The 22,561-nt window shown below is 69.8% G+C and carries 16 protein-coding genes, 1 tRNA gene and 1 pseudogene; 7 read left to right on the top strand and 11 right to left on the bottom strand.

Translation table 11 applies throughout. The features are described 5' to 3' along the window. Positions 1-12: 12 nt before the first annotated feature. A complete protein-coding gene (locus B0A89_RS06540) occupies positions 13-2,244 on the bottom strand; it encodes a M10 family metallopeptidase C-terminal domain-containing protein (RefSeq protein ID WP_169712142.1) in 2,232 nt (743 codons plus the stop codon). Between the two features lie 234 nt (positions 2,245-2,478). Here B0A89_RS06540 and B0A89_RS06535 point away from each other — a divergent pair, with 234 nt between their 5' ends. Then, on the top strand, positions 2,479-2,862 hold the full coding sequence (locus tag B0A89_RS06535) for an STAS domain-containing protein (RefSeq protein WP_085378788.1): 384 nt from the start codon (positions 2,479-2,481) through the stop codon (positions 2,860-2,862). Beyond that, positions 2,859-3,464: an ATP-binding protein gene (locus B0A89_RS06530; protein WP_085377450.1), complete on the top strand. Its 606-nt coding sequence runs from the start codon at positions 2,859-2,861 to the stop codon at positions 3,462-3,464. The genes B0A89_RS06535 and B0A89_RS06530 overlap by 4 nt, the downstream gene beginning before the upstream one ends. 823 nt (positions 3,465-4,287) lie before the next feature. On the opposite strand, the gene B0A89_RS06525 is transcribed toward B0A89_RS06530, so the two are convergent. The 7 genes and pseudogenes from B0A89_RS06525 to dapF form a co-directional block, all read right to left on the bottom strand. Continuing rightward, entirely contained in the window at positions 4,288-4,908 is a 621-nt protein-coding gene (locus tag B0A89_RS06525; RefSeq protein WP_085377449.1) for a COG3650 family protein, read from the bottom strand. 15 nt (positions 4,909-4,923) lie between these two features. Further along, positions 4,924-5,636: pseudogene (locus tag B0A89_RS06520) on the bottom strand (VIT1/CCC1 transporter family protein). Between the two features lie 117 nt (positions 5,637-5,753). Continuing rightward, a complete protein-coding gene (gene dxs, locus B0A89_RS06515; RefSeq protein WP_085377448.1) occupies positions 5,754-7,700 on the bottom strand; it encodes a 1-deoxy-D-xylulose-5-phosphate synthase in 1,947 nt (648 codons plus the stop codon). A gap of 52 nt (positions 7,701-7,752) precedes the next feature. Next, positions 7,753-8,622, bottom strand: coding sequence for a polyprenyl synthetase family protein (locus B0A89_RS06510; protein ID WP_085377447.1), 870 nt, complete (start codon positions 8,620-8,622; stop codon positions 7,753-7,755). A 2-nt stretch (positions 8,623-8,624) separates the two neighbouring features. Then, positions 8,625-8,867 (bottom strand): exodeoxyribonuclease VII small subunit, encoded by a 243-nt coding sequence (locus B0A89_RS06505; protein ID WP_085377446.1) that lies wholly within the window; start codon positions 8,865-8,867, stop codon positions 8,625-8,627. 128 nt (positions 8,868-8,995) lie between these two features. Continuing rightward, positions 8,996-10,267: a tRNA (N(6)-L-threonylcarbamoyladenosine(37)-C(2))-methylthiotransferase MtaB gene (gene mtaB / locus B0A89_RS06500; protein WP_085377445.1), complete on the bottom strand. Its 1,272-nt coding sequence runs from the start codon at positions 10,265-10,267 to the stop codon at positions 8,996-8,998. After that, positions 10,264-11,106 carry a diaminopimelate epimerase gene (gene dapF, locus B0A89_RS06495; RefSeq protein WP_085377444.1) on the bottom strand — a complete coding sequence of 281 codons (843 nt, stop codon included), beginning with the start codon at positions 11,104-11,106 and terminating at the stop codon, positions 10,264-10,266. Before dapF ends, mtaB begins: the two co-directional genes overlap by 4 nt. Before the next feature lie 93 nt (positions 11,107-11,199). Between dapF and B0A89_RS06490 the strand changes: the two genes are divergently transcribed. From B0A89_RS06490 to B0A89_RS06480, 3 genes are all read left to right on the top strand, one after another. Continuing rightward, positions 11,200-11,275, top strand: a tRNA-Lys gene (locus B0A89_RS06490). 688 nt (positions 11,276-11,963) lie between these two features. Further along, positions 11,964-13,118 (top strand): HlyD family secretion protein, encoded by a 1,155-nt coding sequence (locus B0A89_RS06485; protein ID WP_240558667.1) that lies wholly within the window; start codon positions 11,964-11,966, stop codon positions 13,116-13,118. A 163-nt stretch (positions 13,119-13,281) separates the two neighbouring features. Then, entirely contained in the window at positions 13,282-14,727 is a 1,446-nt protein-coding gene (locus tag B0A89_RS06480; protein ID WP_085378786.1) for a DHA2 family efflux MFS transporter permease subunit, read from the top strand. Positions 14,728-15,057: 330 nt separating this feature from the next. Here the strand turns inward: B0A89_RS06480 and B0A89_RS06475 are convergent, their stop codons facing one another. From B0A89_RS06475 to B0A89_RS06465, 3 genes are read right to left on the bottom strand one after another with little or no spacing between them, the layout of a single operon-like run. Then, entirely contained in the window at positions 15,058-15,837 is a 780-nt protein-coding gene (locus B0A89_RS06475; protein ID WP_085377443.1) for a MetQ/NlpA family ABC transporter substrate-binding protein, read from the bottom strand. A gap of 26 nt (positions 15,838-15,863) precedes the next feature. Beyond that, on the bottom strand, positions 15,864-16,535 hold the full coding sequence (locus tag B0A89_RS06470) for a methionine ABC transporter permease (protein WP_085377442.1): 672 nt from the start codon (positions 16,533-16,535) through the stop codon (positions 15,864-15,866). Then, the gene (locus B0A89_RS06465; protein ID WP_085377441.1) at positions 16,525-17,568 is read right to left on the bottom strand and encodes a methionine ABC transporter ATP-binding protein; all 1,044 of its coding nucleotides are present in this window, start codon (positions 17,566-17,568) and stop codon (positions 16,525-16,527) included. The genes B0A89_RS06470 and B0A89_RS06465 overlap by 11 nt, the downstream gene beginning before the upstream one ends. Before the next feature lie 320 nt (positions 17,569-17,888). Between B0A89_RS06465 and B0A89_RS06460 the strand changes: the two genes are divergently transcribed. Continuing rightward, positions 17,889-19,367 (top strand): efflux RND transporter periplasmic adaptor subunit, encoded by a 1,479-nt coding sequence (locus B0A89_RS06460; RefSeq protein ID WP_157115268.1) that lies wholly within the window; start codon positions 17,889-17,891, stop codon positions 19,365-19,367. Positions 19,368-19,371: 4 nt separating this feature from the next. Continuing rightward, positions 19,372-22,533, top strand: coding sequence for an efflux RND transporter permease subunit (locus tag B0A89_RS06455; RefSeq protein WP_085377440.1), 3,162 nt, complete (start codon positions 19,372-19,374; stop codon positions 22,531-22,533). The last annotated feature ends 28 nt before the right edge of the window (positions 22,534-22,561 follow it).

Genomic DNA, 22,561 nt, shown 5'->3' with positions numbered 1-22,561 from the left:
CGGCCCCTTTCATCAGGCGATGACCAGATCGTCATGCAGCGCCGCGATGCTGGCGCCGTCGATGCGCAGCAGCCCGCCGCCGATCCACAGATCCACGCCCCCCGCCCGTTCGGTTGCATCCGCCAGCAGCGCGGCGGCAGTCGCGCCCTGGGCCGCGGCGCTGGTGATGCGGATGGTGTCGGCATCGTCCTGGAAATCGCCGATCCGGCCCGACTGGCCGGCGGCAAAGACGAACACGTCCTGCCCGCCGCCCCCGAACATCACGTCCTGTCCGCCGCCGCCGGCTAGGACATTGGCCGCGCCGTTCCCCACCATCACATTCGCCAGCGCATTGCCGGTCAGATGAACGGCGCGGGTGCCCTCGGCCACCACCTTCTCGACGTTCTCGCCCAGAACCATGTCGTGCCGGGTGACGACCGTGTCATAGCCGCCATTCGCCGCCTCGACGATCGTGTCCTGCGCATCGCGCAGATAGGTGTCGTTGCCCGCCCCGCCCACCAGCCGGTCGGCGCCGAGATTGCCGGCCAGCGTGTCATCGCCGTTCATCCCGAACAGCGTGTCGTTGCCCGCGCCGCCCGACAGATAGTTGACCTGGCTGTTGCCGACGATGGTATTGGCCGCCGCGTTGCCGGTGCCGTATTTCGCGAAGGACTGGATCAGCAGCAGCGCCTCGATATTGTCGCCGATCGTCATGCTGATGGTGGCGCGCACCCGGTCGATGCCCTCGCCGGCCCGCTCGGTGACGGTGTCGGCGGCATCGACGACATAGAGATCGTCGCCCGCCCCGCCCGACAGGCGGTCCGCCCCGGCGCCGCCTTCCAGCGTGTCATTGCCCGCGCCGCCCGCGATCGTGTCGGCCCCGGCCATGCCGCACAGATGGTTCGCGGCCGCGTTGCCGGTGATGCGGTCGCTGCCCGAACCGGCCAGCAGGTTCTCGATCACCGTGCCCTGCGCGATCGAGAGGTTGCCGACCAGGCCATAGCAGCTTGAAACCTTGCCCCCGTTCAGGTCGATGACCTGCGCGGCCCGGTCCCCGCCCAGTTTCAGCCAGTCGATGCCGCCCTGGTCGAGGATGGTCAGCGTCACGTCCCTGCCCTGCACCATCAGGCGGTTGGCCATCCCGAAGGCGCCGCCGATCGTTGCGCCCTCGCCCCAGACCGAATTGCCCGCATTCAACCTCTGGGACGTTCCGTAGAGCGACTGGATCGCAATGATGTCGGCGATCATCGGCGTGACGACATAGGCCCGGCTGGCATCGACCAGGGTGTTTTCGGTCTGGTCGAAATACGACATCACCGTCGCCTGCCAGCTGTCATTGCCGTAGCTGTTGTTCACCCCGTAGACGGCCGATCCGTTGTAATCGCCCGCATGCCCCAGCCCGAGGGCATGCCCGATCTCGTGCAGGTAGGTCTGATAGAAATAGATGGCAAAGCCGGAGGCCGCGCCGGAGGCCCAGTTGGCGGGAATGTTGACGATCGCATGGGTCACGGTCGAGCCGGTCATGGCCATCGGCGCCGAATAGGCCCCTGCCGTGTCGTCGTTGACAAAGCGGATGGCGGCCCCGGCCCCGGCGCGGGAAGCGGTGTCGAAACGGATGCCGGTCACCTCGCTCCAGGCGCTCAGCGCCATCTGGGCGATCTGCCGTTCGCCAGCGCCCAGATCGGTCAGATCGCAGGTCAGCGTGCCCCCCGCACGCACGGCAAAGGAGCGGGGCGCCTGTCCCTGGTCGGCCCAGAAGCCGGTGGCCAGATAGTCGGCGATCTGGTCCATGGTCAGGATGCGCGACGATCCGGTGCCCGGCCCCGTCGCCCCTGTCTGAAGGGCGGTGATGCGATAGCTGCCGATGTCGTCGGACGAATAGCCCTGCGCGCCCAGGTAATAGACGCCCGAGGCAGCGGCCCGGAAGGTGATCCGGGAATGGTTGACGCTGCCGTAATCGTCATTGCTGGCGACATGCGTTCCGCTGGGGTCGAACAGGTGCAGAACCGTGTCCAGATCGCCGGTCATGTCGAACTGATAGGTGCGGCCGGCCACCAGGGTGACGGCGACCACGTCGCCGTCGCCGGCAAAGCCGATCGTCCCGGAAAAGCTGTCCCCCGGCGCGATGCGATAGGGCGTGCTCGCATCCGTCGGGGCGTCGCCGCCTTCGCGGATGGTTGCGGACAGGGGCGCGGGGCGCGGTTCGGGGCCCGGTCCGGCGCCGGGCAGGGCTTCAAGGCGGATGCTGGAAGGGACAGTGGTCACGAGATGTCTCCGGCGATCAGGATGCCTGCTGCGCCCTGTGCATGGGGGCCATGCGTATTCTACCCAGCCCCCCAGCCTTGGACAATCTGATCCGATCCTGCCCATAGGAACAGGTTTCCGCCTGCGCCGGGCTGTGCCAAATCACCGGTGCCGGCCGCAGGGCCGCTTACGGTTTGGCAAGGTTTTCCCGTTATCACCGGGCGAGGGTGGATTGAGCGCGGTATGGGGGCGGACATGGGCTTCAGGATCGAACACAGCGCAGGCGGGGTCGTGGTCAGGGTGACCGATACGCGGCTGGACGCCGCGCAGGCGATCCGGTTCAAGGACGGGCTGCGCGAGATTGTGGCCCGGCACGGGCCGGTGATCGTGCTTGACCTGGGCGCGGTCGATTTCATGGACAGCTCGGGCCTGGGCGCGATCCTGTCCATCCGCCGCACCCTGCCCTCCACGCACCGGCTGGAGCTTGCCGCCCTGACGCCCAATGTCCGGCGCGTGTTCCGCCTGACGCATATGGATACTGTCTTCACGATCCACGACGCCGCGCCAGCGACCCAGCCGCAGCCCTGCGAGGAGGCCGGCGGGCCGGGTGCGGCCAGGCCGCAGCGAGGAATGCAATGAACGCCGAAGCCCTGCCTGCGGCGCAAAAGCCCGCCGGCCCGCCCGGCGCCCCGGCGATTTTTCACCAGGCGATGGATGCAACGCTGGTCAATGTGCGCAAGGCGCTGGCGGCGCTGCGCCTGCGGCTGGGTGGCAGCGCCGATCCCGACGCGCTCGACCGTCTGGAGCTGGTCCTGGCCGAGGTGATGAACAACATCGCGCTGTATGGATCGGGGGGCCAGCCTGCGGCCGGCGCGCTGGCCGTCGAGGGGATGCCCGGAGAACGCGGCTGGCCATTCGAAGGCGTGCCCGATCCTGCACCCGGTCAGGCGCCAGCAGACGCCCGTCCGGTGACCATCCACCTGACCGTGACCCGGCATGCAAGCGGGCTTGCCTGCGCGGTGGTGGACAACGGAACGCCGCTGCCCCCCGACTGCCTTGCCCTGCCCGCAAGCACCGCGCCCGAGATTTCGGCGCTGCGGGCGGGCGGGTTCGGCTGGTCGATCATCCATGATCTGACCCAGTCGCTGTTCTATACCCGCGAGGATAGCCGGAACGTGCTGTGCTTTGACATCCCCCTGGGCACCGGGCGGGGGCTGAAAAGGCATGCCGTCGTGGCCTGACGCGCCCTGCGCAGGCGCCAGCTGCACCCCTTGCCTGACGGCAGAGGACAGCGCCTGCAGGGCTGAAGACGGTGACGCCCGCCGGCGAATGGATACGCCCCGCCTCAGCACTCAGCACTCAGCACTCAGCACTCAGCACTCAGCACTCAGCACTCAGCACTCAGCACTCAGCACTCAGCACTCAGCACTGAAGGCTGTGCAGCGGGCAGGCAGGCTGGCGCAAGGGTTGGGATGCTAGGCCGGGCTGCCGCAGGCCAACAGGCCGGGCCATAAGTGATTGCGCCAGGCTGGGCTGCGGGGGGATGCGGCAGGTCGCAGGGCTGGGCCGCCGTGACTGCCTGAACCGACGCCGCGGGGCAGGGGGCGGTCTGCGCCTGCACCCCGCCTTGCCCCAAGGGCACCGGCCCAGGCGGGAGGGGGCAGGCAGGGGCGGAAACCATCCACGCCAAGGGGCGAGGCCCTGCCGAGCGCCGCAAGGCCGCGGCTTGGCCGATGCCAGATCGCCCTGCCTTCGTCCACCAGGCCCTGCCCGCGCATGCTGGCCCCGGCCCGGCGTATGGCGGCGCGCCTGGCCGCTGGCCATGGCGGGCAGGCGGCGACGGATGGCGGGATCCTGACCCGCCGGCGCGGTCTTTGACAGGCGCGCAGATGCACGGGAAAGGCACAGGGCGATGGCCGGGTGCCGGCGTTCCACGGGCGCCTCGGATGGGCGGGCAGGCCGCTGGCCGTTTCGCCTCGGCCGCCCTGCACGGGGCGGGCCATGCCCTGCCGATCGGGGCCCCCTGCGTTTCTGCCCGGTGACCCTTGCCGAGCGATCGGCCGTTCAGGGCGCTATGCGGCAGCAGCCGGTCATCATGCGCGAGGCCTGCTCGCCCTGCTCGAACAGCAGAACCGCCGTCAGCCCATAGATGCGGTCGGACATGCCGTCGCTGCACTGCGCGGGCTGGATGACCGCCGTCATCCGCCCCTTGCCGTCGGCGGCCACCACCGTGCGCACCGGGCGCTGCGCGGCGGCTTCGCCCAGCACCGTCTGCCGCCTCATCGCGCGCGAGCTTGAGGGCGTTTCATAGACAAGCTGATCGCCCACCTGGCGCAGCGACCAGAACGGCTCGGTTCCCGCGCAGCTGAGCGTGGGGGGCAGCGCCCCATCGGCCCATATGCCGGGGCGGGGCTTGAGATAGCGCGCGTTCACCCAGCCCGCCCGTTCGGCGGTGTTGACCAGCGCCCATCCGTTCTGCCGGGCCACCACCTCGACCCCTCGCGCATCGGGGGCCAGCATGCCGATCACCGGGGCCTTGGCGGCGGGGCGTTCGCGGATGTTCAGCCTGTCATCGGCCGCAACGCCCGACACGTCGAACAGGGTCGGCAGGGCCGGATCGGGCGCGGCCATGGCCGGCGCGGCCAGCAGCATCGACAGGCCGAAGGTCAGGACGGGCAGGCGCATCGCAACTCCGCTGGCTTAAACGCTGATGCCGAATAGATGCCCTATCCCCGCCGTAACCGCCATGGCGAGACTGCCCCAGACCAGAACCCGCATCAGCGCCGGCCGGATCGGCGCGCCGCCCGCGCGCGCCCCCGCAATGCCCAGCACCGACAGCGCCAGCAGCGTCACCGCCAGCACCCAGGCCACGGTGGCGCCCCGCGGCGCCAGCAGGGCCGCCGACAGCGGCACCCCCCCGACAGCGAAAACGTCACCGCCGAGGCAAGCGCCGCCTGCAGCGGATTTGCGGCCAGCTCATCGACCAGCCCCAGCTCGTCGCGGATATGGGCCCCCAGCGCGTCGTGCTCGGTCAGCTCGACCGCGACGAGGCGGGCGGTATCGGGGGCCAGGCCGCGCGCCTCGTAGATCTGGATCAGCTCCTCAAGCTCGACATCGGGCTGGGCCTTCAGCGCCTTCTTTTCGCGGCGGATGTCGGCTGCTTCGATGTCGGCCTGCGAACTGACGCTGACATATTCGCCCGCTGCCATCGACAGGGCGCCGGCGGCCAGCCCCGCCGCGCCGGCAACCGCCACCGCGCCCGGCGCGGGGCTGGCCATGGCAACCCCGATGGTCAGCGAGCCGATCGACACGATCCCGTCGATCGCCCCCAGAACCGAGGCGCGCAGCCAGCCTGACCGGGTGATGTAATGGGGGTCGTGCGGATGCGCCTGGGGATGGGTGTTGCGAGTCATTGCCGGCCTCGTGGTCAGGAAGCGCCGCTTACCCGCTTGGCCCGCGGCGGGCAATCGCCCTGGCGGCAGGGACGGCCCGGCAGGCGCCCCGGCGGGCGGGCGCAGCGCCTGCCGGCGTCAGGCCCGGCGCTCGATCCGGGCGACGCCCAGCACCTCAAGCACCTTCGCCTCGATATGGGGGGCGTTCATCGCGGCGGCGGCATACATCGCCTCGGGCGAGGCATGGTCGATGAATGTGTCGGGCAGGACCATGCTGCGCAGCCGCAATCCCCCGTCCAGCGCCCCGCGATCCAGCAGAAGCTGCGCGACATGGCTGCCAAAGCCGCCGACCGCGCCTTCCTCGATGGTGATCAGCGCCTCGTGTTCGCGCGCCAGGCGCAGGATCATCTCCTCGTCCAGCGGCTTGGCAAAGCGGGCATCCGCGACCGTCGGCATGATGCCGCGCGCGGCCAGCGATTCGCGGGCGCGCATCACCTCGGCAAGGCGGGTGCCCAGGGACAGGATGGCAACGCGCGAGCCTTCGGCGATGATGCGGCCGCGGCCGATCTCGAGGGGGGCCGCGCGCTCGGGCAGCTCGACCCCCATCCCCTCGCCGCGCGGAAAGCGGAAGGCCGAGGGGCGGTCGTCCAGTGCGGCGGCGGTGGCGACCATGCGCATCAGTTCGGCCTCGTCCGCCGCCGCCATCACCACCATGCCGGGCAGGTTCGCCAGAAAGGCGATGTCATAGGCCCCGGCATGGGTCGCCCCGTCGGCGCCGACCAGCCCGGCCCGGTCTATGGCAAAGCGCACCGGCAGACGCTGGATGGCCACGTCATGCACGATCTGGTCATAGCCGCGCTGCAGGAAGGTGGAATACAGCGCGCAGAACGGCTTCATCCCGCCGGCGGCCAGCCCGGCGGCAAAGGTCACGGCATGCTGCTCGGCGATGCCCACGTCAAAGCAGCGGCGCGGGAAACGCTCGGCGAACAGGTTCAGCCCCGTGCCGTCCGGCATCGCGGCGGTGATCGCCACGATCCGGTCGTCGCGTTCCGCCACGGCGATCAGGGCGCGGGCAAAGACCGCGGTATAGCTGGGGGCGTTGGATTTCGCCTTGGCCTGCTCGCCCGTCAGCACGTCGAACTTGCCGCGGGCATGGCCGCGGTCGGCGGCGGCTTCGGCTGGGGCATAGCCCTTGCCCTTGCGGGTGACGGCATGGATCAGCACCGGCCCGTCCGCCCGCGCCTTGACCGCCCGCAGCAGCGGCAGCAGCTGCGACAGGTCATGCCCGTCGACCGGCCCGATATAGGAAAAGCCCAGTTCCTCGAACAGCGTGCCGCCGCCGATCGCCAGGCCCTTCAGCGCCTCCTTGGCGCGGCGCGCGCCTTCCTGGACGGGCTGGGGCAGCAGACCGACCGCGCCCTTGGCGGCCGCCTTGAGGTCGTGGAACGGCCCGCGCGCATAAAGCCGCGTCAGATAGGATGACAGCGCCCCGGTCGGCGGGGCGATCGACATCTCGTTGTCGTTGAGGATCACGAACAGCCGCTTGCCCAGATGGCCGGCATTGTTCAGCGCCTCGAAGGCCATCCCCGCGCTCATCGCGCCATCGCCGATCACGGCGATCGCATCGCCCGGATCGCCGCCCAGATCGCGCGCCGCGGCAAAACCCAGCGCCGCGCTGATCGAGGTCGAGGAATGGCCCGCGCCGAAGGGATCATGCGGGCTTTCGCTGCGCTTGGTAAAGCCCGACAGCCCCCCTTCCATCCGCAGGGTGCGGATGCGGCCGCGTCGGCCGGTCAGGATCTTGTGGGGATAGCACTGGTGGCCGACATCCCAGATGATCTTGTCGCGCGGGCTGTCCCAGACGGCATGCAGCGCGACGGTCAGTTCCACGACCCCCAGGCCGGCGCCCAGATGCCCCCCCGTCACGCTGACGGCGCTGATCGTCTCGGCCCGCAATTCGCCCGCAAGCTGTTCCAGTTCGCGGTCGGTCAGGGCCTTGAGATCGGCGGGAGAGGCGAGCCGGTCCAGCAGCGGGGTCGCGGGCGGCTGCGCGGCGGCGGGGGGTGCAAGGGAATCGTCGGACATCGGCTGGCCCCCTTTTCGGGATCGCTTGCCCTGCGCCCAGCAGGGCAGAGCGTCAGGTCTGGCGGTGGATAATGAAACGCGCCAGTTGCCGCAAGTTTTCCACCGGCTCGCCGCCCGGATAGGCGTTCAGCGCATCGACCGCCTTGCCGACGATGGCCGCAGCCTTGTCGCGCGCCGTGTCCAGGCCCAGCAGGGATACGAAGGTCGCCTTGCCCATGCGCGCATCCTTGCCGGTGCGCTTGCCCGTCTGCGCCGGATCGCCCGTCACGTCCAGAATGTCGTCGGCGATCTGGAAGGCCAGCCCCAGATGGCGGGCATAATCCTCAAGCGGGGCGGGATCGGCGGCGGCGATGACCGCCCCGGCGGTCGCGGCAAAGCGGATCAGCGCGCCCGTCTTGGCCTGTTGCAGCGCCTTGACGGCGGCAAGGTCGAGCGCGACGACGGCGGTCTCGGCCGCGATGTCGCAGGCCTGCCCCCAGACCATGCCGCGCGCGCCCACCGCCTCGGCAAAGCGGCGCAGCAGCGCCACGCGGATCTCGGCCTCTCCGATCGCGGGATCGGCAAGCATTTCAAAGGCCTGCGCCTGCAAGGCATCGCCTGCAAGGATCGCGGTGGCCTCGTTCCACTGGATGTGACAGGTCGGCATGCCGCGGCGCAGGTCGTCATCGTCCATGGCCGGCAGGTCATCATGGACCAGGCTGTAGGCGTGCAGCAGCTCGACCGCCACGGCGACGGGCATCGCCCTGGCATCGGGAACCGCATGCAGACGGGCCGATTCCAGCACCAGGAAGGCGCGGATGCGCTTGCCGCCCACGCAGGCATAGCGCATCGCGTCGGCCAGATCGCCGTCCGGCAGATCGGCCAGCGCCGCCTCGATCGCCGCATCGACGGCGTCGCGCACCGCCTCGAACCGGGCGATCATGGTCACAGGCCTTCGACCGGCGCGGTGCCGACCGGCTCTCCGGCGGCGGACAGCATGATCTTCTCGACCCGCTCCTCGGCCTGGCGCAGGCGGCGTTCGCAATGGGCGCGCAGCCTGGCGCCGCGTTCGTAAAGCGAGATGGACTGGTCCAGCGTCGCTTCGCCATGTTCGAGCTTGCCGACGACGGACTCCAGCTCCTTCATGGCGTCCTCGAAGGACATCTGGTCGATCTCGGAATCGGTCATGCCGCGGGTTCCCGGAAAGTTTCATCCGCGCCGCATGGCGCAAGGGCCATCATAGCCCCCTTCGCCGGCGGGCGCCACCGCCAGCACCGGGCAGCAAAAGATCGCGCGGCCGCGCTGCGGCGGGCCGGTCAGGCGGCGATCAGCCGCGCGCCATCATGGCCCTGCGCCGACACGGTCAGCAGGGTGCCTTCGGGCATGTCGCGGGCAAAGGCGATCTCGGTGAACTGGGGGGTGCGCCCCAGGCGCGGGCCTTCGGTCAGGACGCGGTGCACCCGGCCGACCTGCGCATCCAGATGCGCGCGCAGCGCCGCATCGCCCGCGGCACGCAGGCGGGCGGCGCGTTCGCGGATCACCTCGCCGCGGACCTGCGGCATCCGCGCCGCGGGCGTGCCCTTGCGGGCGCTGAAGGGAAAGACGTGCAGGAAGCTCAGCCCGCAATCCCTCACCAGCGCCAGCGCGTTCTGGAACATCGCCTCGGTTTCGGTGGGAAAGCCCGCGATGATGTCGGCGCCGAAGACGATGTCGGGGCGCAGCTGCCGGGCCTGTTCGCAAAACCCGATCGCGTCATCGCGCAGGTGGCGCCGCTTCATCCGTTTCAGGATCAGGTCGTCTCCATGCTGCAACGACAGGTGCAGATGAGGCATCAGGCGCGGCTCGGTGGCGATCGCCTCCATCAGCTCGGCATCCGCCTCGATGCTGTCGATCGAGCTGATGCGCAGCCGCGGCAGGTCGGGCACCATCCGCAGGATGCGCCGCACCAGGTTGCCCAGCCGCGGCGCGCCGGGCAGATCGGCGCCCCAGCTGGTCAGATCGACGCCGGTCAGCACGACCTCGTTGAAGCCCCGGTCCCGCAGGCGCCTGATCTGGTCCACCACGACGCCGGCGGGCACAGACCGCGAATTGCCGCGCCCATAGGGGATGATGCAGAAGGTGCAGCGGTGATCGCAGCCGTTCTGGACCTGCACATAGGCGCGGTGGCGGCCAAAGCCGTCGATCAGGTGGCCGGCGGTTTCGCGCACCGACATGATGTCGTCGACCATCACCCGCTCGGTCCCGTAATCGGGGGCGGCAAGGCCGGCCCATGTCGCGGGCTGCATCTTTTCATGGTTGCCGACGACGCGGGCGACCTCGGGCATGGCGGCGAAGGTTTCAGGTTCGGTCTGCGCGGCGCAGCCGGTGACGATGATCGGCGCGCCGGGGTTCTCGCGGGCAAGGCGGCGGATTTCCTGGCGCGCCTTGCGCACCGCCTCGGCGGTCACGGCGCAGGTGTTCACGATCACCGCGCCGTCAAGGCCCGCGGCCGCCGCCATCTCGGCCATCGCCTCGGATTCATAGGCATTCAGGCGGCAGCCGAGCGTTGCCAGCAGCAGCGGGCGGGGGGAGCCTGCGGGCGCGGTCATGCCCCGTGCCCCGCGGCCAGCCATTCGGCGCGCAGCACGCCGTCAAAGACCCGCGCGACCGGGCCGGTCATCCACACACCGTCCTCGCGCCAGTCCACGATCAGCGTTCCGCCGTCCAGATCAAGGGTGACGCGCCGGCCCGTCAGCCCGCGGCGATAGGCCGCCACCGCAGCCGCGCAGGCGCCCGATCCGCAGGCGAGCGTGATGCCCGTCCCCCGTTCCCACACCCGCATCCGCAGCCGGTCGGGGCCGGTGAGGCTGGCAAATTCGACATTCGTGCGCTGGGGGAACAAGGGATCGCGCTCGACCGCCGGGCCGCGTTCGGCCAGGGGAACGGCCTCGGCATCGGGCACGAAGAACACGCAATGCGGATTGCCCATGCCCACCGCCGCGGGGCCACCCTCCAGCGGCAGGTGGCCCGGATCCACCGCGCGGGCCAGCGGCACCTCGTCCCAAGCAAGCTGCGGCGCGCCCATGTTCACCCAGACCCCGCCTTGCTCATGGCGGGCGGCAAGGATGCCCCGCGCCGTGGCAAAGCGGACCGCGCCGGTGCCCGCCTCGGCCAGCATCAGCGCCGCCACGCAGCGCGAGGCGTTTCCGCATGCGCCCGCCTGGCTGCCATCCGCATTCCAGAAGATCAGGCGGTAATCCGCCCCATCATCGGGGACGATCTCGGCCAGCTGGTCGAAGCCGACCCCCCGGTGCCGGTCCCCGATGGCGCGCGCCTGCGCGGGCGAGACGCGCCGCCCGTCCCGTGCGCGCGAATCAATGATGACGAAATCATTGCCCGCCCCGTGCATCTTGACGAAGGGCAGGCCGTCAGACGAAGGACGCTCCATCCCCCCTTCATACCTGCAAGGCCGCCTTTGTGCCAGAGCGTGCTTTTTCCGCTTGACCCCCGGCGGGACGCTGCCTAATCAGCCCCCTGTGTTGGGCCCATAGCTCAGTTGGTAGAGCAACTGACTTTTAATCAGTGGGTCACAGGTTCGAATCCTGTTGGGCTCACCACTGAATACCTTGCCGGGCGACCTGTGGTGTTGTCTTGAACAACAGCCTCCCTGAATGAGATCCCGGATCGGCTGCTCTGCGGGCCTGTGAACGGGCGACAGGCGTTGTCATCCAAGGCCGTTGGCCCTGACCGCAATGGCCGGCCTTATCCATATTGCGCACCTTCCTGCCAGTCCCGCGTAAAGCTGTGTCTCATCCCTCGTCCTTTCAGGGCCGCAGGCTGACCCGTCGTGGACCGGGCGCAGGGGTGCCACCAGCGGCATGGGACGGGCTGGGCGCGATCGGGCGGGGCGCAGATCGGGGTGCGGGGACGGGGCTTCACGGCCTTGCGCCTGCCGGCTGCGGGCGATCCGACCTTGTGAAATGATCTCCGTCCTGTCGCGGCGGGCGAGTGGGTGATTGAAAGACGGGGAATGGCTGACTATGCCATGAGCCTGCCTGACCTTTCCCCGGTTCGTATTGCCCGCTGCCTTTCGCCCCTTGGCCAATTCCCTTGCGATGCCGCCGCGGCGCGGCGCCTGCGCATGGCCGTGCGGGCCCGAAGGGGCGATCCGCGGCCGCATGCCCCCATCCGGCCCCGCGTCCCGCGCCCGGAAACCTGGGGCCGGCCCGGCCGGGATGCCGGGGCGGGACGACAACCCTGGCACGCCCTCGCCCGGCGGCGCCTTCATCGAACAGGACCGCAGGAATGAGTGACGATCTGCCGATGCCCGCCACCGAGGCGGCGAAACCATCGGGCCATGCAGCGAGCGCTGCAGTCACCGCAGCGCCCGCGCCGCGCCGCGCGGGCCGGCGGCGCGCCCTGATGCTGGCGCTGCCCGTGGCGCTTGCCGCGGCGGCCGGCTGGTATGTGCTGAACGGCGGGCGTTACGAGGAAACCGACAACGCCAGCCTGCATCAGGCGCGGCTGCTGGTCGCGCCCGATGTGGGGGGCCGCGTCACCGAAAGCCGCGTGCACGAGGGCGGGCGCGTCGCCAAGGGCGATGTGATGTTCGTCGTTGACCGTGAGCCGCTGGCGATCGCGCTGGCGCAGGCCGATGCTGCGGTCGCTTCGGCCCGGCTGCAGGTCACGGGTCTGCGGGCCGCCTGGCGGCTGGCGTCAAGCAAGCTGGACACCGCGCGCGAGGATCTCGCCTACCGGGAAAGCGAGGCGCAGCGGCAGGACCAGCTGACCCGCCGCGGGGTCGGAACCCAGTCGGCGCGCGACGAGACGAACCACGCCCTGCAAACCGCGCGCCAATCCGTCACGGCGGCCGAGGCCGAGGTTCAGAACGCCGCCGCGGCGCTGGGCGGGCAGCCCGAGGGGGCGGTGGACGACCATCCGCTCGTGCGCCAGGCCCAGGCCGCGCGCGACGATGCGGCCCTCAGGCTGGCCCGCACCGGGATGCGCGCCCCCGCCGACGGCATCGTCACGCAGGCATCCTCGTTCCGGCCCGGCCAGTTCGTGGCCGCCGGCACCCCGGTCTTTTCGCTGATGGTGACAGGCCAGAGCTGGATCGAGGCGAACTTCAAGGAAACCCAGCTGGCCAGCATCGCCCCCGGCCAGCCCGCCACGGTTGCGTTCGATGCCTTTCCGGGGCGCGAATACACCGCCCGCGTCGACACGATCGCCCCCGGCACGGGGGCCGAATTCTCGTTGCTGCCGGCGCAGAATGCGACGGGCAACTGGGTCAAGGTCACCCAGCGTGTGCCGGTGCGGCTGCTGCTGTCGGACGGACAGGACATCGCCGACCTGCGATCGGGGCTGAGCGCGACGGTCACGGTGGACACGCGCCGTCAGACGCGCCTGCAAGCCCTGGAAGGCCGGCTGGGCGCGCTGGCCGGGCAGGACGCGGTGCATTGAGCAGCAGCCCGCCCGCCGAGGCCCCTGCGCACCGACCGGCCCCCGGCCCGCCCCGCCCTCCGTCCCGCCGCCCGCCAAGGGCCTTGCCGCCGGCGCGGCCGCGGCACAGGCGGCGCCTCCGGCGGGGCCGGTGCCGCGGCGCGGGCTGATCACCATATCGGTGATGCTGGCGACGGTGATGCAGGTGCTGGACACCACCATCGCCAATGTCGCGCTGCCCTCGATGCAGACCGACCTGGGCGCCTCGCCCGACACGATCAACTGGGTGCTGACATCCTATATCGTCGCCGCCGCCATCGCGACGCCCCTGACCGGCTGGGTCGCCGACCAGATCGGGCGCAAGCGGCTGTTTCTCGTCTCGATCATCGGCTTCGTGCTGGCCTCGGTGCTGTGCGGGCTGTCGTGGAACCTGGGCGCGATGGTCGCCTTCCGCCTGATGCAGGGGCTGTTCGGCGCCGCCATCGTGCCGCTGTCGCAAACCTTCATGCTGGACATCAACCCGCCCGAGCGGCAGGGCCAGGCCATGGCGATGTGGGGCGCGGGGATCATGGTCGGCCCGATCATCGGCCCGACGCTGGGCGGCTGGCTGACGGAAAACTTCGACTGGCGCTGGGTGTTCTTCATCAACCTGCCGGTGGGCATCATCGCGCTGCTGGGGTCGGCCGCCTATCTGCCCGAACGCGCGCCCAGGCCGCGCCATTTCGACCTGTTCGGCTTTGCCTTCCTCGCGCTGGGCATCGGGGCGCTGCAGATGATGCTGGACAGGGGGGCCGAGCTGGACTGGTTCAGCTCCACCGAGGTCTGGGTGGAACTGGGGCTGGCGCTGACGGGGCTGTGGGTGGCCTCCACGCATTTCCTGACGGCCGAGCGGCCCTTCATCGACCCGCGCCTTTTCGCCGACCGCAACTTTTCCCTGGGGCTGGTGATGATCTTCGTGGTCGGGATGGTGCTGATGGCCTCGATGGCGCTGCTGCCGCCGCTGCTGTCGCGCATCTACGGCTTTCCGGTGCTGACGGTCGGGATGATCATGGCGCCGCGCGGCATGGGCACGATGCTCGTCATGCTGCTGGTCGGACGGCTGCTGCGCTTTGTCGATGCGCGCGCGCTGATCGCGGCGGGGCTGCTGCTGACCGGCTGGTCGATGCACATGATGAGCGGCTTTTCACCCCTGATGGGGGCCGAGCCGGTGATCCGCACCGGCGTGATCCAGGGGATGGGGATGGGCCTCGTCTTCGTGCCGCTGTCCTCGATCGCCTTCGCCACGATGGAGCCGACGCTGCGCGCCGACGGGACGGCGCTGTTCAGCCTGATGCGCAACATCGGATCGTCCATCGGGATCTCGATCCTCGGCTATCTGCTGACCCGCAACACGGCCGTGAACCATGTCGAGCTTGTCAGCCCCCTGACGGCCGTCAACCCCGACCTGCAGCGCATGGCCGATGGGCTGGGCGGGCTGACCACGGCGCAGGCGGCGGGCGTGATCGACAGCCTCGTGACCCGGCAGGCCATGATGATCGCCTATAACGACGATTTCGTGGTGATGATGTGGATGTGCCTCGCGGTGGTTCCGCTGATCTTCCTGCTGCGCCGCCCCCGGGCGCGGCGCTAGCCTGCGCCGGCGCCTGCCGCGCGCGGGCAAAGGCGCGCCGCCCCGCAGGGTTCACGGCGCCGCCGATCATGAACCGCCGGCCCGCCTTGCCGCGCGCAGGGCGCGCCCATGCCCGCCCGGTCAAAGGGCAAACGCCGCGGCCCTGGATGCAAGGACAAGGGCGCGCGCCCGGCCGCGCCTGCCTGCGCGCCACGGCCCTGCACGGGCGCGGCGGGCTTTCTGCCCCCGATTTGCCCTGCCTCGCAGCGCCGGCACCGCCCAAGCCGGAACGATGCCGCGGCGGCTGAGGCGGCCGCGGCACAGGGGCGGGGCCGTGCAGGCCCCTTCGGCTTACCAGGCGGTGATCACCGCACCGTCATACTTGCTGTCGATGAAGGTCTTGACCTCGGCCGAATGGTAGATGTCCACCAGTTCCCTGACCCAGGGCTTGTCCTCGTCACCCTGCCTGACGACGATCACGTTGGCATAGGGGCTGTCGGCCTTTTCCATCGCGATGGCATCGGTCTTGGGCTTCATCCCGGCGGCCAGGGCGAAATTGGTGTTGATGACTGCCGCGTCCGCATCCTTGAGCGCGCGGGGCAGCTGGGCCGCGTCCAGCTCCAGGAACTTCAGCTTCCGGGGGTTTTCCGCCAGATCCAGCGGCGAGGGCGTCAGCCCCGTGCCCTCCTTCAGCTTGATGATGCCCTTGTCCTGCAACAGCAGCAGCGCCCGCCCGCCATTGGTCGGATCGTTCGGGATCGCGACCTTGCCGCCCTCGGGCAGGGCGTCCAGCGATTTCAGGCTGGCCGAATAGACGCCCATCGGCGTGGTGATCGTCTTGCCGACCGCCGCCAGCTTGAAGCCGCGGTCCTTGATCTGGTTTTCCAGATAGGGGACATGCTGAAAGCTGTTGGCGTTCAGATCGCCGTCCGCCAGCGCCTGGTTGGGCACGACATAGTCGGAAAACTCGACCACCTTGATGTTCAGCCCCTTGGGGGCGGCCAACTTGGCGACCTCTTCCATGATCTCGGCATGCTCGCCGGGGGTGACGCCGACGGTGATGTCCTCGGCGGCGGCCATCGCGGCCGACAGGGCCAGCGCGGACAGGGACAGGGTGAGAATGCGGCGCATGATGCGTTCCTTTGCTGCGGGGATGGTCAACGGCGGCGGCGGGGGGCGCGCTTGTCCAGCCGGGCGGCGATCGCCTCGCCGATCGTCTGGACCAGCTGCACCAGCACGATCAGCACCACGACGACCGCCAGCATCACGGCTGGCATGAAGCGCTGATAGCCATAGCGGATGCCCAGATCGCCCAGGCCCTCGCCGCCCACGGCGCCGACCATGGCGGAATAGCCGATCAGGCTGACCGCCGCCAGCGTCAGGCCCAGCACGATGCCGGGCAGCGCCTCGGGCAGCAGCACCTTGCGCACGATCTGCCAGGGGGTCGCGCCCATGGCGCGGGCGGCCTCGATCAGCCCGGCGTCCAGCTCGCGGATCGAGGTTTCGACCAGCCGCGCGATGAAGGGCGCGGCGGCGATGGTCAGCGGCACGATGGCCGCGGTGGTGCCGATCGAGGTGCCGACCAGCGCGCGGGTAAAGGGGATGATCGCCACCACAAGGATGATGAACGGGACTGATCGCGCGGCGTTCACCACCAGCCCCAGCCCCGCGTTCAGCGCCGGCGCGGCCAGCAGCTCGCCCCGCCGCGAGGTGGCAAGGAACACCCCCAGCGGCAGACCGATCAGCGTGCCCAGCAGGGCCGCGGCGGCGACCATGTAGAGCGTCTGCCCGGTGGCCTGCGCGATCAGCGCGATCAGTTCAGGCGACATAGCCCAGCACCCGCGTCAGCATCCCGTGCCTTTCCAGTTCGGCCGCGGCCTGGCCCGCCTGGCCGGCATCCAGCGCCACCAGCAGGTTGCCGAAGGGGCGCGGCCCGATTTCCTCGATCGCGCCGGCAAGGATGTTCACGTCCAGCCCCAGATCGCGGGTCAGCCGCGACAGCATCGGGTCGGTCGCGTGCTGGCCGACGAAGGTGACCTGCATCACCGCCTGCGAAGGCCCCTGCGGGCGCGTCTCGGTCATCCGCTCGGCCACGAAGCGCGGCAGGGCGATGGTGGTGATCCCGGTCAGGAAGGACCGCGTCACCGCATGGGCAGGGGCGGAAAAGACGCGGTAGGTTTCGCCCGCCTCGACGATGCGCCCGGCCTCGATCACCGCGACATGGGAACAGATCTGCCGCACGACCGCCATTTCATGAGTGATCAGCAGGATGGTCAGGCCAAGCTGGGCATTGATGTCCGACAGCAGCGCCAGGACCGATCGGGTGGTTTCGGGATCAAGGGCTGATGTCGCCTCGTCCGACAGCAGCACCCGCGGGCCGGTGGCCAGCGCGCGGGCGATGCCGACGCGCTGTTTCTGCCCGCCTGACAGCTCGGCCGGATAGCGGTCCAGCAGACCGTCCAGCCCGACCAGCCGCGCCAGCTCCCCCACCCGCCCGGCCGCGTCGCGCCGGCCCGCGATTTCCAGCGGCAGCGCGATGTTGCCGGCCACCGTGCGGTTGGCCAGCAGGTTGAAATGCTGGAAGATCATTCCGACATCGCGGCGGATCGCGCGCAGGGCGGCGCCGCTGGCGCGGCCGACATCCGCCTCGCCCACCCGGACAGTGCCGGCGGTGGGCCGCTCAAGCCCGTTGGCCATGCGCAGCAGCGTGGACTTGCCCGCCCCGGACCGGCCGATGATGCCGGTGATCGCGCCGGCTGGCACGTCAAGCGTCACCCCGTCCAGCGCCCGGACCCCCTGCCCGTCCCGCTGCGGCCAGACCTTGCTGACGGTATCGAAACGGATGGGAACGGCGACGCTCATGCCGGGCGGGATAAACCCAGCCGCCGGCGGGCGCAACGGGGCTGACCCGCGGGCACATGGGCGGGCGCCGGGCGCAAGGCTGATGTGTCCTTTACACTCCTTTGCGAAGGTTGCTAGATCGGCCCCATCCGAGGCTGGCGGACAATGCGGCAGGGCAAGCAGCCCGAAAGCCGGCCCCTGCCCCGATTCGCGTGCAGGTTGTCGCGCACGGCTGCCCCCTGACCGGGCAGAAGCACCCAAGCCCTGCCGGCGGGCATTGCCCTTGCCCGCCGCTGCGCATGAAATATGTGCAAGCCCTGTCCGTTGTTCGAAAGCGCGCCATGTCCCTTCGCACCACCTTTCGCCTTGCCCTTGCCGCGACGATCGGCGCCCTGATCCCCCTGGCTGCGGGCGCCCAGGAAGGCGCGCCCAAGCCCTCGGTGACGGTGGTGGCGGCGCAGCCCACCGATTTCACCCTCAGCGCGCGGCTGCCCGGACGGATCAAGGCCTCCACCGTCGCCGAGGTGCGCCCGCAGGTCTCGGGCATCATCCGCGAGCGGCAGTTCGAGGAAGGCTCGAATGTCGAGGCGGGGCAGGCGCTTTATACGATCGAGCCTGAAACCTATGCCTCGGCCGTGGCGGCCGCCAAGGCCAGCGTGGCGCAGGCCCAGGCCAATTTCGACCTGACCCAGCGCGAGGCGCGGCGCGCGCAGGAACTGTTCGCCCGCAACAACGCCTCGGGCGCGGCCCGTGACAGCGCGCTGGCCGCCCGCGATGCGGCGGATGCGGCGCTGCAGCTTGCCAAGGCGCAGCAGCAATCGGCCGAAATCGACCTTGACCGGACGACGATCCGCGCGCCCATCGCCGGGGTCATCGGCTTTTCGCAGGCGACCGCCGGCTCACTGGTCGCGGCGCAGCAGACAGCCGCGCTGACGACCATCCGTTCGCTGGACCCGATCTATGTGGACGTGACGCAATCGGCCAACGACCTGCTGCGCTGGCAGCAGTCGCACAAGGGCGGCGGGGTTCTGGCCACCGGACAGGCAACGCTGATCCTGCCGACCGGGGACATCTATCCTGTCAAGGGCGAGCTGCGCGCGGCCGAGCCGCAGGTCGAGCCGACCACCGGCATGATCACCCTGCGCGTGTCCTTCGCCAACCCCGACCACCTGCTGCTGCCCGGCCTTTACGTCGAGGTCGCCCTTCCCCAGCAAGAGGAAAAGGGCGTCTACATGGTGCCGCAGATGGCGGTGATGCGCGATCAGCAGGGCACGGCAAAGGTCTGGGTGGTCGAGAACGGCGTGATCGCCGAGCGGCCGCTGAAGGTGCTGACGGCGGATGGAAACAACTGGGTCGTGACCGAGGGCCTCAAGCCGGGCGATCTGATCGTCACCTCCGGCTTCCAGAAGGCCGGACCGGGCGCGCCGGTCGATATCGCCGCGCCCGAGGCGGGCGCGGAGGGTGCCGCCGCAGGGCAGGCTGCGCCCGAGGGCGCCAGCACGGCGGGCGGCGAACATACGAGCGGCACGGCCGCAGGCGCCCCGGCACCCGCGGACGGTGCGGGCGCAGCGGCAGGCGGCACGGCGCCGGACGGCGCGCCCATGGGCGCCTCGGCCCCGGGGGCGGGGGCGGCGGGCGGCTCGGCAGGGCAGACGTCCGAGGGCGGGGTGGATGCAGCCGGCGCGCCGCAACCGCAAAGCATGGCCCAGCCCGCCGGATCGGCAGGATCGCCGGCGGCGGGCGCGGGCGCATCCTCGGGATCGACTGCGGCCCCGTCCGAGGGCGCCGGCGCGGGCGCAGCCCCGGCGCAGGGGAACTGAGCCGATGGCGCGATTTTTCATCGACCGGCCGATCTTTGCCTGGGTCATCGCCATCATCATCATGGGGCTGGGCACCCTGTCGGTCCTGCGGCTGCCGATCTCGCAATATCCGTCCATCGCGGGGCCCTCGGTCGTCATCAGCGCCGCCTATCCGGGCGCCTCGGCGCAGACCGTCGCCGATACCGTGGTGCAGGTGATCGAACGGCAGATGACCGGCCTTGACGGGCTGCGCTACATCAACAGCTCGACCACCTCGGCCGGCAGCGGGCAGATCACGCTCAGCTTTGCGCTGGGCACCGATCCCGACATCGCGCAGGTGCAGGTCCAGAACAAGCTGGCCCAGGCCGAGGCCGGCCTACCGGAGGCCGTCACCCGCCAGGGCGTCACGGTCGAGAAATCGGCGACCGGGTTCCTGATGGTCATCGGCCTGGTGTCCACAGACGGCACACGCTCGGCCGTGGACCTGGCCGACTATCTCAACAGCTACATGGTCGAGCCGCTGTCGCGGACCCAAGGGGTCGGCAACATCAGGGTGTTCGGGTCGGAATACTCGATGCGCATCTGGCTGGACCCGACGCGGCTGAAATATTACAGCATCACGCCCGCTCAGGTCATCGCCGCGGTCAGCGCCCAGAACGCGCAGATCTCGGCCGGATCGTTCGGGGCCATGCCCGCCCCCGCCGGCCAGCAGCTGAACGCCACGATCACGGCCCAGTCGCTGCTCAAGACCCCCGAGGATTTCGAGCGGATCGTCCTGCGCTCGGACACCGATGGCGGGCTGGTCCTGCTGCGCGACGTGGCGCGGGCCGAACTGGGGGCCGAGAACTACGAGATCGCCAGCTTCTTCAACGGCAAGCCGGCATCGGGGATGGCGATCCAGCTTGCCTCGGGCGCGAACGCACTGGACACCGCCAAGCTGGTCAAGGCGCGGGTGGCCGAACTGGCCAAGTTCATGCCCGCGGGGATGGAATATGTCATTCCCTATGACACCACCCCCTTCGTGCTGCTGTCCATCGAGGCGGTGATCCACACCCTGGTCGAGGCCATCGTCCTGGTCGTGCTGGTCATGCTGCTGTTCCTGCACAATTTCCGCGCGACGCTGATCCCGACGCTGGCGGTGCCGGTGGTGCTGTTGGGCACATTCGGCATCATGGCGCTGCTGGGCTTTTCCATCAACACGCTGACCATGCTGGCCATGGTGCTGGCGATCGGCCTGCTGGTCGATGACGCCATCGTCGTGGTCGAGAACGTCGAGCGGATCATGCGCGACGAACATCTCGGCCCGGTCGAGGCGACACGCCGGTCCATGGACGAGATTTCGGGCGCGCTGATCGGCATCGCGCTGGTCGTTTCGGCCGTGTTCGTGCCGATGGCGTTCTTTGGCGGCTCGACCGGCGAGATGTACAAGCAGTTCGCCGTGACCATCGTGTCGGCGATGCTGCTGTCGGTGTTCGTGGCGCTGACCTTCACCCCGGCGTTGTGCGCCACGATCCTGAAACCGCATGCCCGGCCCGGCACGCGGCGGCAGGGGGTGCTGTCCCGGCTGGGCACCGGCTTCGGCAACTGGTTCGAGCGCAACTTCGGCCGGCTGACGAACGGCTACAGCCGGATCGTGCGCTTTGCCACCGGCCATCCCGTCATCATGTTCGTGCTGTATGCGGCAATCGTGGGCGCGATGGTGCTGATGTTCCAGCGCACCCCCACCGCCTTTCTGCCCGAAGAGGATCAGGGGGCGATCATGACCATCGTCCAGGGGCCTTCGGGCACGACCGCCGAACAGACCGAGGCGGTGCTGTCGAAGGTGTCGGGCTATTATACCGCAGCCGAGGCAGACAATGTCGATTCGGTGTTCTCGGTGCGCGGCTTTTCCTTTGCCGGGCAGGGGCAGAACATGGGCATGATGTTCGTGCGCCTGAAGGACTGGGAAGAACGCGCCACCCCCGAGCGTTCGGCGGCGGCGATCGCGGGGCGCGCCTTCGGCCCCCTGATGGGCGGCATCCGCGAGGCCATGGTCATCCCGATCGTGCCCCCGGCGGTGCTGGAATTGGGGAACTCATCGGGCTTTTCGGCCTATCTGACCGCCGGCGCAGGGCAGACGCATGAAGAGCTGCTGGCCGCGCGCAACATGCTGCTGGGCCTGGCGGGCAAAAGCCCGGTGCTGGCCGCCGTGCGCCCAAGCGGGGTCGAGGACGCCTCGCAGTTCGAACTGAACATCGACTGGGCCAAGGCCGGCGCGGTCGGCGTGACGGCAGCGGATGTCGGCTCGTTCCTGGCCAGCATCTGGTCGGGTTCCTATGTCAACGACTTCCTGTATCAGGGCCGCATCAAGCGCGTCTATGTGCAGGGCGAGCCGTGGGCCCGCACCACGCCGCGCGACCTGAGCCTGTGGCGCGTGCAGAACGCGAATGGCGATTTCGTCGATTTCAGCAGCTTTGCCACTCAGGACTGGGTCTATGGTCCCCAGCAGGTTCAGCGCTATAACGCGCAGCCCGCCATGGCGATCGACGGCTCGGCAGCCGATGGCTATTCCACCGGCGACGCGCTGGCCGAGATGGAGCGGCTGGCCACCCAGCTGCCGCCCGGCTTCTCGCTGCAATGGACCGGCCTTTCGCTTGAGGAAAAAGAGGCCGGATCGGGCGCGATGATGCTGTATGTGCTGGCGCTTGCGACCGTGTTCCTGTGCCTTGCGGCGCTGTATGAAAGCTGGTCGATCCCCATCGCCGTCCTGCTGGCGATGCCGGTCGGCATCTTCGGCGCCCTGCTGGGCGCATGGGCCGGCGGGCAGGCGAACGGGGTCTATTTCCAGGTCGGCCTGCTGACCGTGGTCGGCCTGACCGGCAAGAACGGCATCATGATCGTCGAATTCGCGCGCGAATACATGGAAAAGGCGGGCGAATCGGCAATCGAGGCGGTGCGGCACGCGGCCCGGATGCGCCTCAGGCCGATCCTGATGACCTCGCTGGCCTTCGGCCTGGGGGTCTTGCCGTTGATGCTGTCCACCGGGGCGGGCGCAGGGGCGCGCGCCGCGATCGGCTATGCCACGTTCTTCGGCACCTTCACGGGGACGTTGCTGACGCTGATCTTCGTGCCGGTGTTCTTCGTGGTGGTCACGCGGATCTTTGCGGGCCGCGGCAAAAAGCCTGACGCGGCCGCTCCGGTCGCCTGACGGCCGGATGCCGGGGCCGGCAGGACTG

The organism is Paracoccus contaminans, from assembly GCF_002105555.1.
GTDB lineage: Bacteria > Pseudomonadota > Alphaproteobacteria > Rhodobacterales > Rhodobacteraceae > Paracoccus > Paracoccus contaminans.
This window is presented reverse-complemented; position numbering and strand designations above follow the sequence as displayed.

Bases quoted from the DNA above. Each gene is read 5' to 3' on its own strand.
- B0A89_RS06535 (WP_085378788.1), top strand. From the start codon at position 2,479: ATGGGCTTCAGGATCGAACACAGCGCAGGCGGGGTCGTGGTCAGGGTG.
- B0A89_RS06530 (WP_085377450.1), top strand. From the start codon at position 2,859: ATGAACGCCGAAGCCCTGCCTGCGGCGCAAAAGCCCGCCGGCCCGCCC.
- B0A89_RS06525 (WP_085377449.1), bottom strand. From the start codon at position 4,908: ATGCGCCTGCCCGTCCTGACCTTCGGCCTGTCGATGCTGCTGGCCGCG.
- dxs (WP_085377448.1), bottom strand. From the start codon at position 7,700: ATGTCCGACGATTCCCTTGCACCCCCCGCCGCCGCGCAGCCGCCCGCG.
- B0A89_RS06510 (WP_085377447.1), bottom strand. From the start codon at position 8,622: ATGATCGCCCGGTTCGAGGCGGTGCGCGACGCCGTCGATGCGGCGATC.
- B0A89_RS06505 (WP_085377446.1), bottom strand. From the start codon at position 8,867: ATGACCGATTCCGAGATCGACCAGATGTCCTTCGAGGACGCCATGAAG.
- mtaB (WP_085377445.1), bottom strand. From the start codon at position 10,267: ATGACCGCGCCCGCAGGCTCCCCCCGCCCGCTGCTGCTGGCAACGCTC.
- dapF (WP_085377444.1), bottom strand. From the start codon at position 11,106: ATGGAGCGTCCTTCGTCTGACGGCCTGCCCTTCGTCAAGATGCACGGG.
- B0A89_RS06485 (WP_240558667.1), top strand. From the start codon at position 11,964: ATGAGTGACGATCTGCCGATGCCCGCCACCGAGGCGGCGAAACCATCG.
- B0A89_RS06480 (WP_085378786.1), top strand. From the start codon at position 13,282: ATGCTGGCGACGGTGATGCAGGTGCTGGACACCACCATCGCCAATGTC.
- B0A89_RS06475 (WP_085377443.1), bottom strand. From the start codon at position 15,837: ATGCGCCGCATTCTCACCCTGTCCCTGTCCGCGCTGGCCCTGTCGGCC.
- B0A89_RS06470 (WP_085377442.1), bottom strand. From the start codon at position 16,535: ATGTCGCCTGAACTGATCGCGCTGATCGCGCAGGCCACCGGGCAGACG.
- B0A89_RS06465 (WP_085377441.1), bottom strand. From the start codon at position 17,568: ATGAGCGTCGCCGTTCCCATCCGTTTCGATACCGTCAGCAAGGTCTGG.
- B0A89_RS06460 (WP_157115268.1), top strand. From the start codon at position 17,889: ATGTCCCTTCGCACCACCTTTCGCCTTGCCCTTGCCGCGACGATCGGC.
- B0A89_RS06455 (WP_085377440.1), top strand. From the start codon at position 19,372: ATGGCGCGATTTTTCATCGACCGGCCGATCTTTGCCTGGGTCATCGCC.